This window comes from Reichenbachiella agariperforans (genome assembly GCF_900142205.1).
GTDB classification, from domain to species: Bacteria; Bacteroidota; Bacteroidia; order Cytophagales; family Cyclobacteriaceae; genus Reichenbachiella; species Reichenbachiella agariperforans.
The window spans coordinates 253,049-268,117 of record NZ_FRAA01000005.1; the positions used below are offsets into that span (position 1 = coordinate 253,049).

The window sequence follows — 15,069 nt, forward strand, 5'->3', positions numbered from 1 at the left end:
GTCCATCGATTAAAAACTTTCGAAATCCGAATCTGAAATAGAAGAAGGCGTACCCAAGTCTATGTTGACTCCAGACACCACTTTCTTAGGAGCAGACACTGGCCTTGCTGTCGGTTTTGGAGCAGTTTTGGGTGTCTCTGTTTTCTGTACTGTTGTTTTCTTTTTAGCATCCACTTTTGGCACTTCTGTTTTCTTCTTGGTGGACACAGATGCCATGGTTCTATTGCCTGTCACTGACTTGAGCTGACTCACATCATCCACCTGACGTTCAGCGGTTTTAAAGAAAGAAAGCACTTCATGGATTTGTCCAGATAGTTTGATAAGGTTCTCCGCATTGTGCGCCAAATCTCCTAATCCATTGGCATTCTTTTGTGCCACTTCGTTGAGGACATGTACGGCGTTGTTAATCTGCTCTGCTCCGTTGTTTTGTTCCACAGTACTACTGGCAATCTCACGTACGAGACGGGCTGTGTTTTCTATCTCTGGCACGACGACCTCTAACATCTCACCAGATTCCATGGCTGTAGAGACGCTAGACGCAGAGACTTGGTTGATCTCATTGGCAGCTAGCTGACTGCGTTCGGCCAGGCGACGTATCTCAGCAGCTACAACGGCAAAGCCTTTGCCATGCTCGCCAGCTCTCGCTGCCTCGACTGCTGCATTGAGTGCCAAGAGGTTAGTTTGTCGAGAGATTTCGCCGATGATAGAGATTTTGTCTGTGATGATTTTCATCGACAGGACTGTCTTCTTGACGGCATCATTACTGTTTTTGAGGTTTTCAGCGCCTGATTGTGCGATCGCCTCGGTCTCTCTTGCATTTTTGGTGTTTTGATTGATATTGGCCGCCATCTCTTCGATAGAGGCGGATATCTCCTCAGCAGAACTCGCCTGCTCTGTGCCCCCTTCTGCGATACGATGCGTCGTTACGTTCATCTCCTCACAGGCCTTGACCATAGACTTACCCACTGCTTTGAGTGTCCCAATGAGATTTCTAAAATTGGTAGTCATGGATTCAAACTTCTCCACCAAGTCCCCTAGTTCGTCATCACTAACTTTCTTGATCTTGGCCTCCAGATCTCCATTGGCAAAGGTAGTGACGGTATGAAGTGCGTGTGATACAGACCGAGAAACTTGATAAAACACGACCCACATTACCACGATCAAAACGAGTGTCACCAGTATCATACCGATGATCACACCTCGTTCGCTATCTGCTCTCTGCGTCGCAACTAGCTCACTTATCCCTGTATTTAATTGTTCAACTGCCTGTAGTGTCTGAGCAGCTACGACTTGAATATCCTCTTTGATTCCCTGAGAGTTATCGTAACCAATTTCACGCTCCACTTGATCCAGATTTGTCAAAAGGGTGCGGGTTTCGTGTACTTGAGTACTATCCAAATCACCAGCCATCAATGACGCATCCAATCGCCCGATTGCATAGTCCATATCTAAATGCACCCCATCATAGAGAAAAGCCAGATCGTGCAAGTCAAGGTAAACCCTAAGCGCTGACACATTCTCAACCTGAGGCAGCTCTGTTAGCGCACGTTTGAGTTCTCCCACTCGCCCAGCCTGATGCTTACCTCTCTGCCTCATAGCAGTTGATAGTGTTACGAATTCATTTTCATAAGTTATGAATAGCTGTTCTAATGCGGTAAGCTCAGGCTCCATCCCCTGTGCTTTGACCCATTCATTAGACTTCAGTGCATGTATGGCACGTTCTACCTCTTCATGATCCGCTTTGATTTCTTTCATCGCAGCACTACTCCCTGAGGACAGATACGCATCTGATAGCAATTCGTGATACACAAAATCGTTTTTGGCTCCTGCGATCTTCAAAGCATTTTGTGCTATAAGGTGTGTTTTTTGGTCAACCTGTGTCAGTGCCTCATTGCTATGAAATGTACGGACAAACATCCATCCCAATGTCAATATCAGAATGAGTATTACCGAAGCAGTTAGCGTTAGTTTTTTCTTGATGGTCAATCTCATGGTTATGATCAGTTATAGCTAAGTCAAAGACTATTGGGCTGGTTGTTTAGTTCTTTTTGTGGTTTGATCTTTCTTTTCATTCTCTGCTTGCGTAACAGACTCCAGCGCGATCACCTCATGGAGTGAAAATATTTGATCCAAATCCAGTATCATGGCATAGTGTTCCTCTACCGAAAACATACCTGTGATAAATCGCTCATAATCATTGGATTCAAACTTCGGAGGAGGTAGTATCTCTTCACGTGTCAAATCAATCACTTCTAATACTTCATCTACTAAAACCCCTACTGCCAAACGCTGACCGTTGGCATTGATCTCCACGACTATCACACACGTATCTACTGAAAAAGCTGTAGCGGACATGCCTAGTTTGACACGGGTATCTACGAGTGGCACCATGTGCTTGCGCACATTGATCACGCCACTCATATATGCAGGTGCTTTGGGTATTTTAGAGATTTTGGGCACTTCGATGATCTCTATCACTTTGGTAACATTGACTGCAAAGAATTCCTGATCTAAGCTAAAGCTAAGTACATGCTCTGGTATTTTGATAGCTATAGGTGTTTCCATCTTTAGGCTTGTTTTATATTATCCACTGATACTTTGTTATCATCATCTAGCGCGAAGACTTTATTGAGATCCAGCATCAATATGAATTTTTCATCCTGCTTGAACATCCCTGAGACAAACTCCAAATCAAATTTTGCCTCTATGCTTTTCGAGCTCTGAATCTCCGTAGCAGGTATGGAGATGACTTCCTCCACTGCATCTACCAATGCTCCCACTAGGACTTTCTCTTCCTCTACCTCCATGTCTATCACGACGATGCAAGTATCTACAGTATCTACCACTGGCGGCAACCCGAACTTGACACGGGTATCGATCACGGGGAGGATTTTTCCTCTCAGGTTCTGCACCCCTGCCATGTGTGTGGCAGCATTTGGAATCTTAGTGATGGCAGTCATATCCTGTATCTCCACCACACTCTCGACTGGTACGGCGAAGGTCTGTTCGTTGAGATCAAAAGTTAAAAAGGAACGAAGGTCTAAAATCTCTTTGACCTCACTATCTAATAAACTACTCATGATGCAGCCAATTTTAGGTTGTTATGCTTTTTTGAAATTAGATTGTTAGTATCCAGCACCAAGGCGATTTTTCCATCGCCCAGTATGGTAGCTCCTGACACGAACTCTTGGTCACGGTAGTACTTGCCCACAGGCTTAAGGACTGCCTGATACTCTCCGACGATCTCATCGACACAGAACCCTACCTCTCTTTCGTGATCTTTGACCAGAATGATACTGTTGGTCACTGGTGCATTGTCTTCTGAGATTTGAAACTCTCCACGCAAGTCTATATAAGGGTACTGCTGTTCATCAAGCGACACCACTTGATTGAAATCATTGACAAATGAAGACCGTTTTAGCTCGAAACACTTCTCTACACTCCCTAGTGGGATGATGTAATCCGTGTCATGTACCTTGACCTGAAGGCCATCTATCACCGACAAAGTCAGTGGTAGCCCGATAGTAATCGTCGTACCCTCACCCAAGACAGACTCTACTGATATATCTCCTCGTAGGTCTAGTACATTTTTTTTGACCACATCCATTCCTACTCCACGACCCGATAGATCCGTCACATCCTTCGCCATAGAGAAGCCTGGTACAAAAATCAGATTCAACAACTCCTTGTCAGTCAACTGATCGGATTCCTTGATGATTTCGTTCTTGAGTGCCTTTTGTTTGATTTTTTCTACATCTATACCTTTACCGTCATCTTTGATCTGCACATAAACTTTCGCGCCAGAGTAGTAGGCTTTGAGCAGTATTGTTCCTTTCTCCGGTTTACCTCTCTGCGCCCGAATACTCTTGGTTTCTATGCCATGATCCAGACTGTTGCGAATAAGGTGCATCAGTGGATCCGCTAGATTATCGATGATAGTCTTGTCTAGTTCTGTATCTCCTCCCTCTGTGACGAAGTGCACTGACTTGTCCAACTGTGTAGCAATGTCTCTCACCGATCGGTGAAAACGCGTGAAGAGATGATCGATCTCTAGCAGTGTCATATCAAAGGCCGTATCGCGCAGTTGGCGTGCGATCTTTTCCATGTTATCGGCTATCACTTCCAGATTAGGGTCAAAATGATTCTTAGCATAGAGCGACAGAGCAGCCTGCGAGGTAATCAACTCAGACACCTGATTCATCAACTCATCCAATTTAGTAGAAGCCACTCTGATATTAGAGATTGCATCTACTTTAGTAGCCGAATCGGTCTCAACTGGTTCGACCTCTTGCTCTAAACCTTTAATAATGTCGTGTATTTTTTCTTGTGTCAAATCTGCTCCTAATTCCGGTTTAGGCATTCGCTGTACAAACCTTGGATTCGCTAATAAATCCTCATTGGACAGTAGCTTGACTTCTTTGATATCTTCGTCCTGAGTAAAAATGAAAACTTCCTGAACATTCGACATAGGTTCGTCAGTAGACAAGACGACCTGCCACGAAGTATAACATAGCGTAGGGTCATAGTCAGACATCTGCCCCATGTCGATATGAGCATAAACCAGTGTATCTCCTATCTCGGTCAGCTCTTCGATCAGCAGCAGTGGATTAGAACCATCCTTCAAAAAGTGAGCGTGGGGCTTGAAGTAGACATAATAAGTATGTCTACCCACTGCGGACTGAGTCTGTGCAGGCTGAGCGGTGGCCCATTTGGCAGAACCAGACAAGATCTGGTTGATTCTGTCGGTTAGCGCTTGATCATTCGTTTGGTCTTTATCTTTCTTGAGTTCTGGATCTACTATGAGAACCTTGACGTGATCCATGCACTGAAGTGTACAGTCGATGATCTCTGGCGTCAAAGGTGCCATCCCTGAACGTATCTTATCAAAGATACTTTCTAAGTTGTGAATGAAATCGGTTACTTTTTTGGATCCGATCATACCACTACTTCCTTTGAGGGTATGAATCGAACGAAACAATGCTGCGATCAAGGTAGGATCGTCAGGGGATTGTTCTGCGGCGAGTAAATTCTTTTCGATTTTCACAAAAAGCTCACTGGCCTCATCCATAAATATGTTTCTAAGTTGAATTAGGTCTTCTTCTTTCATGACTTACCAATCACTTTTTGTACTATTTTCAATAATCTATCCTGATCAAAGGGCTTTTCTATCCAGCCTGTTACCCCTTCTTTTTTGGCGATCAATTTCTTTTCTATTTGAGACTCTGTGGTCAGCATGATGATGGGAACATATTTGTATTTATCATTTTGGCGTACCTCTTTGACCAACCCAAATCCATCCATCTCGGGCATGAACAAATCCGTAATGATTAATGACAACTTCTCTGTAATCTGACTCAGTTGTGCAACTCCATCGAGACCGTTGACTCCTTTGTAGACCGTATAGCCCTGTGCTGATAGCGTCACAGAGACCAGCTCTCTGATGCTCTCCGAATCATCCACGATTAATATATGCTTGCTACTCATTCGACGGTTAGTTTAATTTTCAATCCTGATTTATCTATCAAAGCTGTCATGGAGACAGGTAGTTCGTGTATGAGTTCTAAACTATTGCCTCCTTCGTCTGCTAAGGTTTGGAGATGATACAACAGTTGCACAACCGAAAGATCAATAGCCTCTACTGCTCTCAACACCAATCTAACATGTGCAAATTGACTTAGGGCTAACTCGGTTTTTTGATGAATATCCGTCACATGGTCTAGAGTCAAGACACCTTCCAAATACACGGTTACTCCATCCTCTTGATTGCCGAAGGGTTCGAGAGAGATTCTAGCAATATGGTCGCTAGGAGTTTCCAGAGTATCTACTTCAGTCTGTGAGTCAATATGCTGATTCGATTCTATCATAGTCTTTTTAAGAATTATGAATAACAAAAACACCAAACCAACTAGCCAAGAGGGTAATACGATACCAATTTATGCAAGACATGATGTTTAGGTTTTTGGTTAATGGTTCAATACATAATATTAGCCTCAAAACGACTCTATATCAATCCCCCAAATCTGTCAATATCATCTAGGCTTTTTTACTTAGACTCTATCAACTGGGTATTGTACTGACTGGGTATTTGCTTAGGCGATGGCTGTACTTTTGCAAACCTCATCCACGACACTGAGCAACAGTTCTGGCTCGAAAGGTTTGACAATGTAGCCATAGGCTCCCATTTTCTTGACTTTGTTGATGATACGATCTTGACCTACCGCACTAATCATAATGATACGAGCGGCATTGCCCTCATTGGTCAGTTGCTGGAGAATTTCTATCCCGAACATGTCCGGCAAGATGTTGTCTAGGGTAATCAGGTCTGGTTGAAGAGATCTGGCGAGTTCTAGGGCTTTGGCACCATCTTCGGCTTCTCCGACGACATTGTAGCCTGCATCATTAAGCGCGATCTTAATTAGTGCCCGCATGTATGCAGAATCGTCTACTACTAAAACAGTTTTCATAGGTTCTTGGATTGAGTTAAACTTGAAATCAAAGGTAGACCTAGGGTGGCTCAGGGTCAATCCACTGTTTTTGTCATTTACATCTAAGCAAAAAGACTTAGGAATCTTTCATCCAGAAACACACTTAATATTGTCACTTTGTAATACGTGGATTATCTTTAGCAATTGGCACTCTTAGTCACACCAAATTTTCTTTAAAATCAAAGCATGATAAGCGTAATATTAGCAGACGACCACAGCGTAGTAAGAAAAGGGCTAAAGCTCCTCCTAGAGGAAAGCGGGACAATCACAGTAGTGGCAGAAGCTAGCTCAGGAGAGCAAGCACTAGAGTTGGTCAAAGAACATGCACCTCAGGTACTGGTCACTGATATTAGCATGCCAGGCATGTCAGGCTTGGATCTCATCCCGCAGGTCAAAAAGCACAAACCAGACACACAAATCCTGGTACTCTCTACTCACAACGATGAGGAATACATACTGGTCTCCTTCGAAGCAGGAGCCTTAGGGTATCTACCCAAAAACACCAAGGCGGAGCAACTCATCGCTGCAGTAGAAAAAATAGCTACTGGAGACCTATTCTATACCCCAGAAGTCATAGAAATATTAGGTGCCTCATTGATCAAAAAAAGAAGTCCTGGCAAAAGTATCAAATCATGGCTGACCAAGAGAGAAAAAGAAATTCTGGCAGAACTCGTCGAGGGATCTACCAATAAAGAGATTGCGGAGAAGTTATTTCTAAGTACTCGCACGATAGATTCGCATCGCCGAAACATCATGAAAAAACTCAATGTCAGCAACAGTGCACAACTGGTCAAAATGGCTATTGAGAAAAATTTAATCTGATCGGTAAGCAAAAATCACTTAACCAAATTTCGAATTTGACTGGTCTTCGTGACGATTCGTGCGATGACTTCATCCACTTCTTTGGCAGATAAATTGAGCATACTGAGCAGTTCGACAATCTCCTCCATTTCAAAAGATCTTCCTTTTGTTTTCATCTCTATAAGATCTAACAACCCGAGCATATTGGCCAAAGGGCGTCTAAACTCATGTGCTTGTACAAAAGCGATCTCTTCGAGCTCTCGCTGCTGATCTAAAAGCTGCTGCTTGTAGTTGACCTTATCTGTCACGTCGAACAACACTCCCCGCCAAAGTATCGCTCCAAACTGAAGTTCTGGTGTCGCTACTCCCTGCACCCATCTGATGTCCCCCTTGCTACACACAAACCTAAAAGTAGCCTCCCATCGCTGCATATTACCCGCGGATTGCCGGATCGAATCAGCGACGATCGATTGATCCTCTCTGTGGATACGCTCCATCACTGGCTCAGCATCATCTCTGAGTAATGCTGCATCCATCTTTAGCCATTTGACAATACCCTCAGAGATATGAGGCAGACTCTGATGCCCAGTATCTGTCTGTAGAAAATTAAAAAATAGCCCCGGAATTCTACTGTGTATCGATCGACTTTCTTTGGTCTGACGCGGGTATTCACACCTATAAACCAACGGTCGTATGGCTACCAAAACCATCTCCTCTCCTGCTATCTCTCTAGGAGTCACCTCCCAGCCACAGCCCATATTGACACAAGTATGATCATACTCTACCCATAGTGTCACTTCTCGAGCGGTCTCATTAGATTTGGATTCAAAAAAGTCATTGGCCTTTATAATCCCATGGAGATTAGTCAAGGCAGCTACTTTTAGCGCGATCTTATCTGACACATTGGTAAGCTTGTTTTGATAGGCCCGATTGACACGACATACCTGTCCAGAACTATCGAATACGACTGCCAAAAGACTTGCTGAATTCTCGATCCAATCTGGCCAATACGTTACGGTTTGATCAACAGTATGCTTCATCTGACTAGTGCTGGTTACTTTTTCTCCTATCAAGATTATTGAAATCCAATAGGTAAAAAAAACATAATGCAATGTTAGACAGTGCACTAAGCAGATTCAATAGGCTAGAATACCTAATTTTCTTTAATCAGGTCTAGTTCGACATGAATCGCACACCCTTGATCTCCTGAAAAATAAATATCTGCACCTATGCTAATCGCACGACTCTCTATACTTCCTAACCCTAACCCGTCTTTGGTTTTGATCTTGGTCGTATCGAACCCTACTCCATTGTCTACGATGGAGAGTAGCAGTGTATTCTCTATCATCCGGAGTTGAATATCTACGTCTGTAGCCCCTGAATGCTTTATAATATTCGTAATAGCCTCTCGGCTAATGTTATAAAGGTTCATCTCTATATCCTGATCAAACCGCCTATCACAGGATGCGTCAAAACCAAAATCAAATTGAATATTGCCGGACTTGTTGAGCTTGGTCACGTCAGACCTAATGGACTTAACCAGACCAAAATCCATCAACAAAGAAGGCATCAAGTTATGAGAGATTGCACGGGACTCATCCATGGCTTCTATCAACAACTGGTACGCATCATGATACAATTCCTGCCGATCCTTATCTAGTTTTTTGACATCCTCTGACAGGGCATCTAGGCTCATGCAAGCGATCGTGAGTGTTTGTCCTAAACTATCATGTATGGCTCTAGCGATGCGCATACGTTCTTGGTCACGCACTGTTATTTGAGATTTGATCATGTTGACTTCCTCTTCCTTTCTATGTCTCATGTTGATCATGATACCTACGATCTTTCGTATCACATTCTTTTGCCAATAGACTTTACCGATAGAATGCAACCAAACGGTTTTGCCATCAGCTCCCTTGACCCTAAACTCTACATCGAAGTTTCCTTTGGCAGACTTAGACTCCATGACCTGCTTTCGGATTTTGGAAAGGTCATTGATATGTACATATTCATGTCCGTCAACAATCATCTCCATGAACTGATCACGGGCAAATCCTACTAGCTTTTTAGTATTCCCGAATACTGATACCTTCCCTGTATATTGATCATAACTAACAGAAACTACATCTAATGAGTCCACCAGCATACTGTTAAATTCGTTGAGTTCATCGCGGTTTCGCTTGAGTTCTATTGCATAGAGGCTCTTTCCATAGTCGTTAGACAGATTTCCCAAAAATTTCATCAATGCATCACTCATCTCGACTCGCTCTGTACTATAGAGGTTGATCGTGCCCTTTAGCCTATCTCCCTGATAGAAAGGCAAACAGATGTATGAGTAAAAACCATGATGTACCATGACACGACTCCACGCTGAAAAACGGGTATCCATCTTCAAATCTTCAATCCATATTGGCTGTTGTGTCTCTATCACCGCCCTAGACACCTCGGCACTCTCGGACTGAACAATCTCATGCACATCATGATCGCTGGTGGTGCGCAAACTAAACTGATGCGCTAGAGGGTTAAAATCTCCCAACTTGACATTGCCATGGTCTGCAATCCATGCCCAGTCAAACCCAACCTGCATCACGAGTGCCTGGCAATATTCGTTGGTGAGTTGCCAGTCATTACGTGCTTGGGCTGCTTCTGCGTTGAGTTCGAGCGAGACCTTGGCATAGAGTTCACGTTTTTGCTTGTCCAACTCCATCATTTTACGCTCGGTGATATCCTGTACTGTACCGAGTACTTTGGTCACCTTGTGTCGTTCATTGCGTTGGTTGATTGCTCGAACCGAAATATATTTAATCTCTTCCAACTCAGGATGAATAACTTTCAGTTCACACTTAACAGCAGAAGACACTGTGAGTGAGTCCTGTAGTAACTCGGCAAAATATCGCTGCGAATCATTATCCAATACTGACTCAAACAGTTCAAAACTGGGCTTTTGGCGACTCACACCTAGAATCCCAAACAACTCTTCGGACCAGTAGTAGCTATCATCTTCCAGATACCATTCCCAGTTAGCCAGCTGCGCCAGTTGATTCGCATTCTTTAGTTTTTCTTCATTTTCACGTATCCCTTCTATTTGACGGATATAATGTGTCAAATCCCGCTGTGCCCCAATAACCTTAATCACTTCTCCATTTTCATACACGGGCATACCTGAGAAGTCCACCCATAGCAATTTACCCTTCAGGGATTGCAACCTAAAGGTGAGTTCAAAAGGCTCTCCTTCAAAACATGCCGCTATAGCCTCTGTTATCTTAATCTGGTCAGCTTCTTTATAAAAGCTCAGCAAGTGATCCAAAGTGATTCCTTCCTCTTTTTTCAATCCATATATAGTATACGTTTGGTCAGTCCATCTGAGCTCTGATGTATCCCTATCCAGCTGCCACCCACCTACTTTAGCAACTTTCCCCGTGGTATTGAGCAATCTTTCTCTATCTCTGAGTTTATTTTCTGCTTCTTTGCGATGATGAATATCTATCAATGTCCCCACGCGTCTAATCGGCTCTCCTGCTTCGTTGAACTGCGTCTGACCACTGACGTGAAACCATCGGTACTCTCCTGATTTAGTTCTAAGTCGATACTCATGCGAATGTCTTTCTCTGACAACTAACATCTCCTCTCTCAGCCAAACTCTATCTTCTGGATGAATGAGTTCAGCATAATTCGCCATACTAAAAGAAATTTCGTCTGGCTCATACCCGATTAGCTTGTACAACTGAGGTGACCACCACATTTTACCTTCTTCTAGATCGTATAGGTCCCAGATTCCTGCTTCCGAACCCTGTGCCGCTAGTTCGAATTTTTCACGACTCATTTTTAGTTCTAACTCGAACTGCTTTCTTTGGGATATATCATAGAACACAAACTGTATTCCTTCACGTCCATGATAATCTACTAGTGTCCCTTGAAACATCAACGTAAAAAACTCTCCATCTCTATGCTCTAGTGTAATCTCCGTTACGGGTATTTGACCATGCGCCCTAATGAGCGTCACCAACCCTGAGATATCTGGCATATCCGCCACTGGCACATACCCACTGAGCCACTTGGCATCTATCACTTGCCCCTGAGGTATACGGAGGATGTGTAAAAACTCCTGATTAGAAAACACTATTTCTCCATCCACATAGACACCTATCGCCATCGGCGAATGCTCCACGAGTTCCCTGTAGCGATTTTCGCTGTTGACCAAACGCTTTTCTTGCTCTATTCGATAGTGAACAATCCCTAAAATATGCGTCAACTGCTGCAAACTCTCTAACTGCTCTATAGGTGTCTTGAACGGAGACTGACTCAGTAACACCAAAGACGATGACTGTACTAGTCCTTTATAGATAGGAAAAACTGACCAATAGGTGTACTGCTCCTCTTCTGACAGTAAAGGAAACCGATCTGTAAAAACCTTAAAGTCATTATTAAAACTATTGATCTTTAGAAAATCAAATGTATCATCACTATCCATCAAGCTAGACTGATTGGCGCCCGAAAGCATCGTCTGCTCCGAAAAAATCCACTTGTCTCCTTGTCCATCATAGGTCACACAGGCAAATACAATTCGTGGGCAAATCTCTTCCAACTGTTCACAAATATTTCTAACAATCTCTACCATCGTACGCCCAGTCTCTTTCATCGTCAGAACTTCTTGCTTGAGCCGGTTGATCTTGTATAGTTTCTTTTTGAGGGTAATGTCTCGGATATTGCACTGAAAGAGTTCGCCCTCTCCTACGTGCATGATACGTGCAGATATCTCTATATCGATGTATTCACCACTGCGATGAATCACACGCCGATTAAACCTAAGGTCGTTGTTTTGTTCTAGCAGCTGTACAAATCGTTCCATCTCATCAGGGGACACAAAGGCAGCTTGACTCAGTGGTACTGATTTTAACTCCTCTATGGTGTATCCCGTGATCTTCAGCGCAGTCTCATTCGCCTCTATGATGCGCTTGGTTGCTTTGTTGATGATCAGCATACCATCTAGGCTGGAATTCATCACATCGACAAAATTGAGCAAACTATCTTGATAGTAGCTATTGAGTACCGCATGCCCTGTCACATTGCGAATATTACCTATCAATAGACCCTGATAAGCTCCCTCCTTGCTATATGTCGTACTAATGGAAAGCGTGTAAGGTTGACCATAAGGATTAATCACATCCATCACCTTCGCGACGACTTGTCCTTGTTTTATAGTTTCCTGATGCAGACTCTCAAACCCCAACTGATTGTTAAACACTTCTCCGATAGATACGCCGATCAGATCACTTTGCAAACAACCATACTCCCGTTCCATCTTATGACTCGTACGACATATGACTCCCTCTGTATCTACGATATACCACACATCGGGCAACAGATTGATCACACTATCCAAATGATCCAGTTCAGATTTTTCTTTCATAATTATAACTAACGCTTAAGGTCAATTAATCATTTACCCAACATCTAATCAAAAACACTATTCATTTTACAGACAATCGTCTTTAAACAATCTCTTACTTTTCCAAAATCAGTATTTCCAATCACTTCAACAGACTCGGACTTCACAGGAGATCAAACATAGAACTTTAGAAAAAGCTCGCCCTAAAATGCGTTTTAGCAAACAATCCGTTTGAACACAGCTGCCCTGACCAACATTGGGTTGATATGCGATTTTGCATCATTTCAATATCTAATCTAACCTCTTTTCTCTGTCTACACACAGATAATTTATTGAACTTCCTTCTATCGATTATAATTTATTAAAACTCATACATTTACGCCTGAGAGAATTTATTATATTACGAAGAGAATTGTTTGGTCAATAAGTTTCAAATCATCAAAACCAGCATAGATGCGTCAACTTAAAATCACAAAGCAAATCACCAACCGTGAGAGTCCCTCTCTAGAAAAGTACCTCCATGAAATCAGTAAGGTAGAGCTCATCACTGCCGAACAGGAAGTATTACTGGCCCAAAAGATCAAGGCAGGCGATCAGATCGCATTAGAACGCCTGATCAAAGCCAACCTCAGGTTCGTCATTTCTGTAGCCAAACAGTACCAAAATCAAGGGCTAACACTCAGTGATCTAATCAATGAAGGCAACCTAGGATTGATCAAAGCAGCTCAGCGATTTGATGAAACACGTGGGTTCAAATTCATCTCCTATGCCGTCTGGTGGATACGTCAATCCGTACTACAGGCACTGGCCGAGCAAGCGCGAATCGTGCGCCTTCCGCAAAACCGTGTCGGCTCCATCTCCAAAATCACCAAAGCATTTGCGGTACTAGAGCAGCAGTTCGAACGAGAGCCTACGCACGAAGAGATAGCAGACATGCTAGAGATCACACTCGATGAGGTGATCTTAGCCACCAAAAATTCCAGTAGACACATTTCCATGGACGCCCCCTTCTCTCAAGGCGAAGAAGGCAGCCTACTAGATGTGATGCCAGATACTGCCAGCAAAGAACCAGACGATGAACTAGAAAACGACTCGTTGAAGAGTGAAGTAAAACGCGTCCTCTCTACCCTCACACATAGAGAATCTCAGGTCATCAAATACTATTTCGGGTTAGAAGACGGGCACCCCTTGACACTGGACGAGATAGGCTACCGAATAGAGCTGACCCGTGAACGTGTGAGGCAAATCAAAGAAAAAGCCATCAGAAGACTACGTCACACGACCAAAACACAAAACCTTAAAGTTTTCCTTGGGTAGGCTCATCAAATTTTTCGATCTCCTCTAAACTATTTTTGATGAGAATTGTTCTGCATATGGTGAACACCCATTCTATATTTGCGTTCATCACAAACGGACAATTCAAGATTTGTAAAAATGACAGAGGAAAAAATAAAAGTACTAATCATAGGATCAGGACCTGCAGGATATACAGCAGCCATATATGCATCTAGAGCAGGTTTAAATCCAGTATTGTATACAGGAGGCGAGCCAGGTGGACAGCTCACTACGACCAACGATGTGGAGAACTTCCCAGGATACCCAGACGGAATCAATGGCCCAGCTATGATGACCGACTTGCAAAAGCAAGCGGAACGTTTCGGAACTGATATCAGATTCGGACTAGCGACATCAGTAGATTTCTCATCCTACCCGCACAAAGTGATCGTGGACGAGAAGCACGAAATCACAGCTGAAGCAGTTATTATCTCTACAGGAGCAAGTGCGCAGTACCTCGGTCTACCCTCTGAGAAAAGACTCATGAACGTAGGTGTATCTGCATGTGCCGTATGTGATGGCTTCTTCTACAAAGGAAAAGAAGTAGCCGTAGTAGGTGGTGGAGACACCGCTGCAGAAGAAGCAACTTACCTCGCTAATATCTGCCCAAAAGTCTACCTACTCGTACGTAGAGATGAAATGAGAGCGTCACAGATCATGCAGGAGCGTGTCAAAAACACCCCAAACATCGAGATCCTCTGGAACACCTCTACAGACGAAATCTTAGGAAAAGACGAAGTAGAAGGCATGCGTGTGATTAACAATATCACAGGAGAGAAAAAGGAAATTCCACTTAGCGGATTTTTTGTCGCTATCGGACATAAACCTAATACTGACATATTCAAAGAATACCTCGATACGGACGAAGCAGGCTATCTGATTGTCGAGCCAGGTACGAGCAAAACCAAAATCGAAGGAGTATTCGTGACAGGTGATGCAGCGGACAAGGTTTATAGACAAGCAGTTACAGCAGCAGGTACAGGCTGTATGGGTGCCCTAGATGCTGAGCGCTTCTTGGCGGCCAAAGAATTTGAACTAGCAAAATAGTCTTAGTACATT

12 protein-coding genes are annotated in these 15,069 nt (G+C 43.4%); 3 read left to right on the forward strand and 9 right to left on the reverse strand.

Annotation, left to right across the window (positions count from 1 at the left end; all coding sequences use genetic code 11):
- Positions 1-9: 9 nt before the first annotated feature.
- From BUB99_RS20440 to BUB99_RS14345, 7 genes are all read right to left on the reverse strand, one after another.
- Complete coding sequence (locus tag BUB99_RS20440; protein ID WP_073123432.1) at positions 10-1,992, reverse strand: methyl-accepting chemotaxis protein; 1,983 nt, start codon at positions 1,990-1,992, stop codon at positions 10-12.
- 30 nt (positions 1,993-2,022) lie between these two features.
- Positions 2,023-2,565, reverse strand: coding sequence for a chemotaxis protein CheW (locus tag BUB99_RS14320; RefSeq protein WP_073123434.1), 543 nt, complete (start codon positions 2,563-2,565; stop codon positions 2,023-2,025).
- 2 nt (positions 2,566-2,567) lie between these two features.
- Positions 2,568-3,080 (reverse strand): chemotaxis protein CheW, encoded by a 513-nt coding sequence (locus BUB99_RS14325; protein ID WP_073123436.1) that lies wholly within the window; start codon positions 3,078-3,080, stop codon positions 2,568-2,570.
- Entirely contained in the window at positions 3,077-5,107 is a 2,031-nt protein-coding gene (locus tag BUB99_RS14330; protein ID WP_073123438.1) for a chemotaxis protein CheA, read from the reverse strand. The genes BUB99_RS14325 and BUB99_RS14330 overlap by 4 nt, the downstream gene beginning before the upstream one ends.
- Positions 5,104-5,484 (reverse strand): response regulator, encoded by a 381-nt coding sequence (locus tag BUB99_RS14335; protein WP_073123440.1) that lies wholly within the window; start codon positions 5,482-5,484, stop codon positions 5,104-5,106. The genes BUB99_RS14330 and BUB99_RS14335 overlap by 4 nt, the downstream gene beginning before the upstream one ends.
- Positions 5,481-5,864: an STAS domain-containing protein gene (locus tag BUB99_RS14340; protein WP_073123442.1), complete on the reverse strand. Its 384-nt coding sequence runs from the start codon at positions 5,862-5,864 to the stop codon at positions 5,481-5,483. Before BUB99_RS14340 ends, BUB99_RS14335 begins: the two co-directional genes overlap by 4 nt.
- Before the next feature lie 225 nt (positions 5,865-6,089).
- Positions 6,090-6,464 (reverse strand): response regulator, encoded by a 375-nt coding sequence (locus BUB99_RS14345; RefSeq protein WP_073123445.1) that lies wholly within the window; start codon positions 6,462-6,464, stop codon positions 6,090-6,092.
- 207 nt (positions 6,465-6,671) lie between these two features.
- Here BUB99_RS14345 and BUB99_RS14350 point away from each other — a divergent pair, with 207 nt between their 5' ends.
- Positions 6,672-7,307 carry a response regulator transcription factor gene (locus BUB99_RS14350; protein WP_073123447.1) on the forward strand — a complete coding sequence of 212 codons (636 nt, stop codon included), beginning with the start codon at positions 6,672-6,674 and terminating at the stop codon, positions 7,305-7,307.
- Between the two features lie 14 nt (positions 7,308-7,321).
- Here the strand turns inward: BUB99_RS14350 and BUB99_RS14355 are convergent, their stop codons facing one another.
- Complete coding sequence (locus tag BUB99_RS14355; RefSeq protein ID WP_139281023.1) at positions 7,322-8,326, reverse strand: PAS domain-containing protein; 1,005 nt, start codon at positions 8,324-8,326, stop codon at positions 7,322-7,324.
- A 113-nt stretch (positions 8,327-8,439) separates the two neighbouring features.
- Positions 8,440-12,696 (reverse strand): PAS domain S-box protein, encoded by a 4,257-nt coding sequence (locus BUB99_RS14360; RefSeq protein ID WP_073123451.1) that lies wholly within the window; start codon positions 12,694-12,696, stop codon positions 8,440-8,442.
- A 432-nt stretch (positions 12,697-13,128) separates the two neighbouring features.
- On the opposite strand from BUB99_RS14360, the gene BUB99_RS14365 reads away from it, so the two are divergent.
- Positions 13,129-13,992, forward strand: a complete 864-nt coding sequence (locus BUB99_RS14365) for a sigma-70 family RNA polymerase sigma factor (protein ID WP_073123453.1) — start codon at positions 13,129-13,131, stop codon at positions 13,990-13,992.
- Positions 13,993-14,109: 117 nt separating this feature from the next.
- Positions 14,110-15,057 (forward strand): thioredoxin-disulfide reductase, encoded by a 948-nt coding sequence (gene trxB / locus BUB99_RS14370; RefSeq protein WP_073123455.1) that lies wholly within the window; start codon positions 14,110-14,112, stop codon positions 15,055-15,057.
- Positions 15,058-15,069 lie beyond the last annotated feature (12 nt).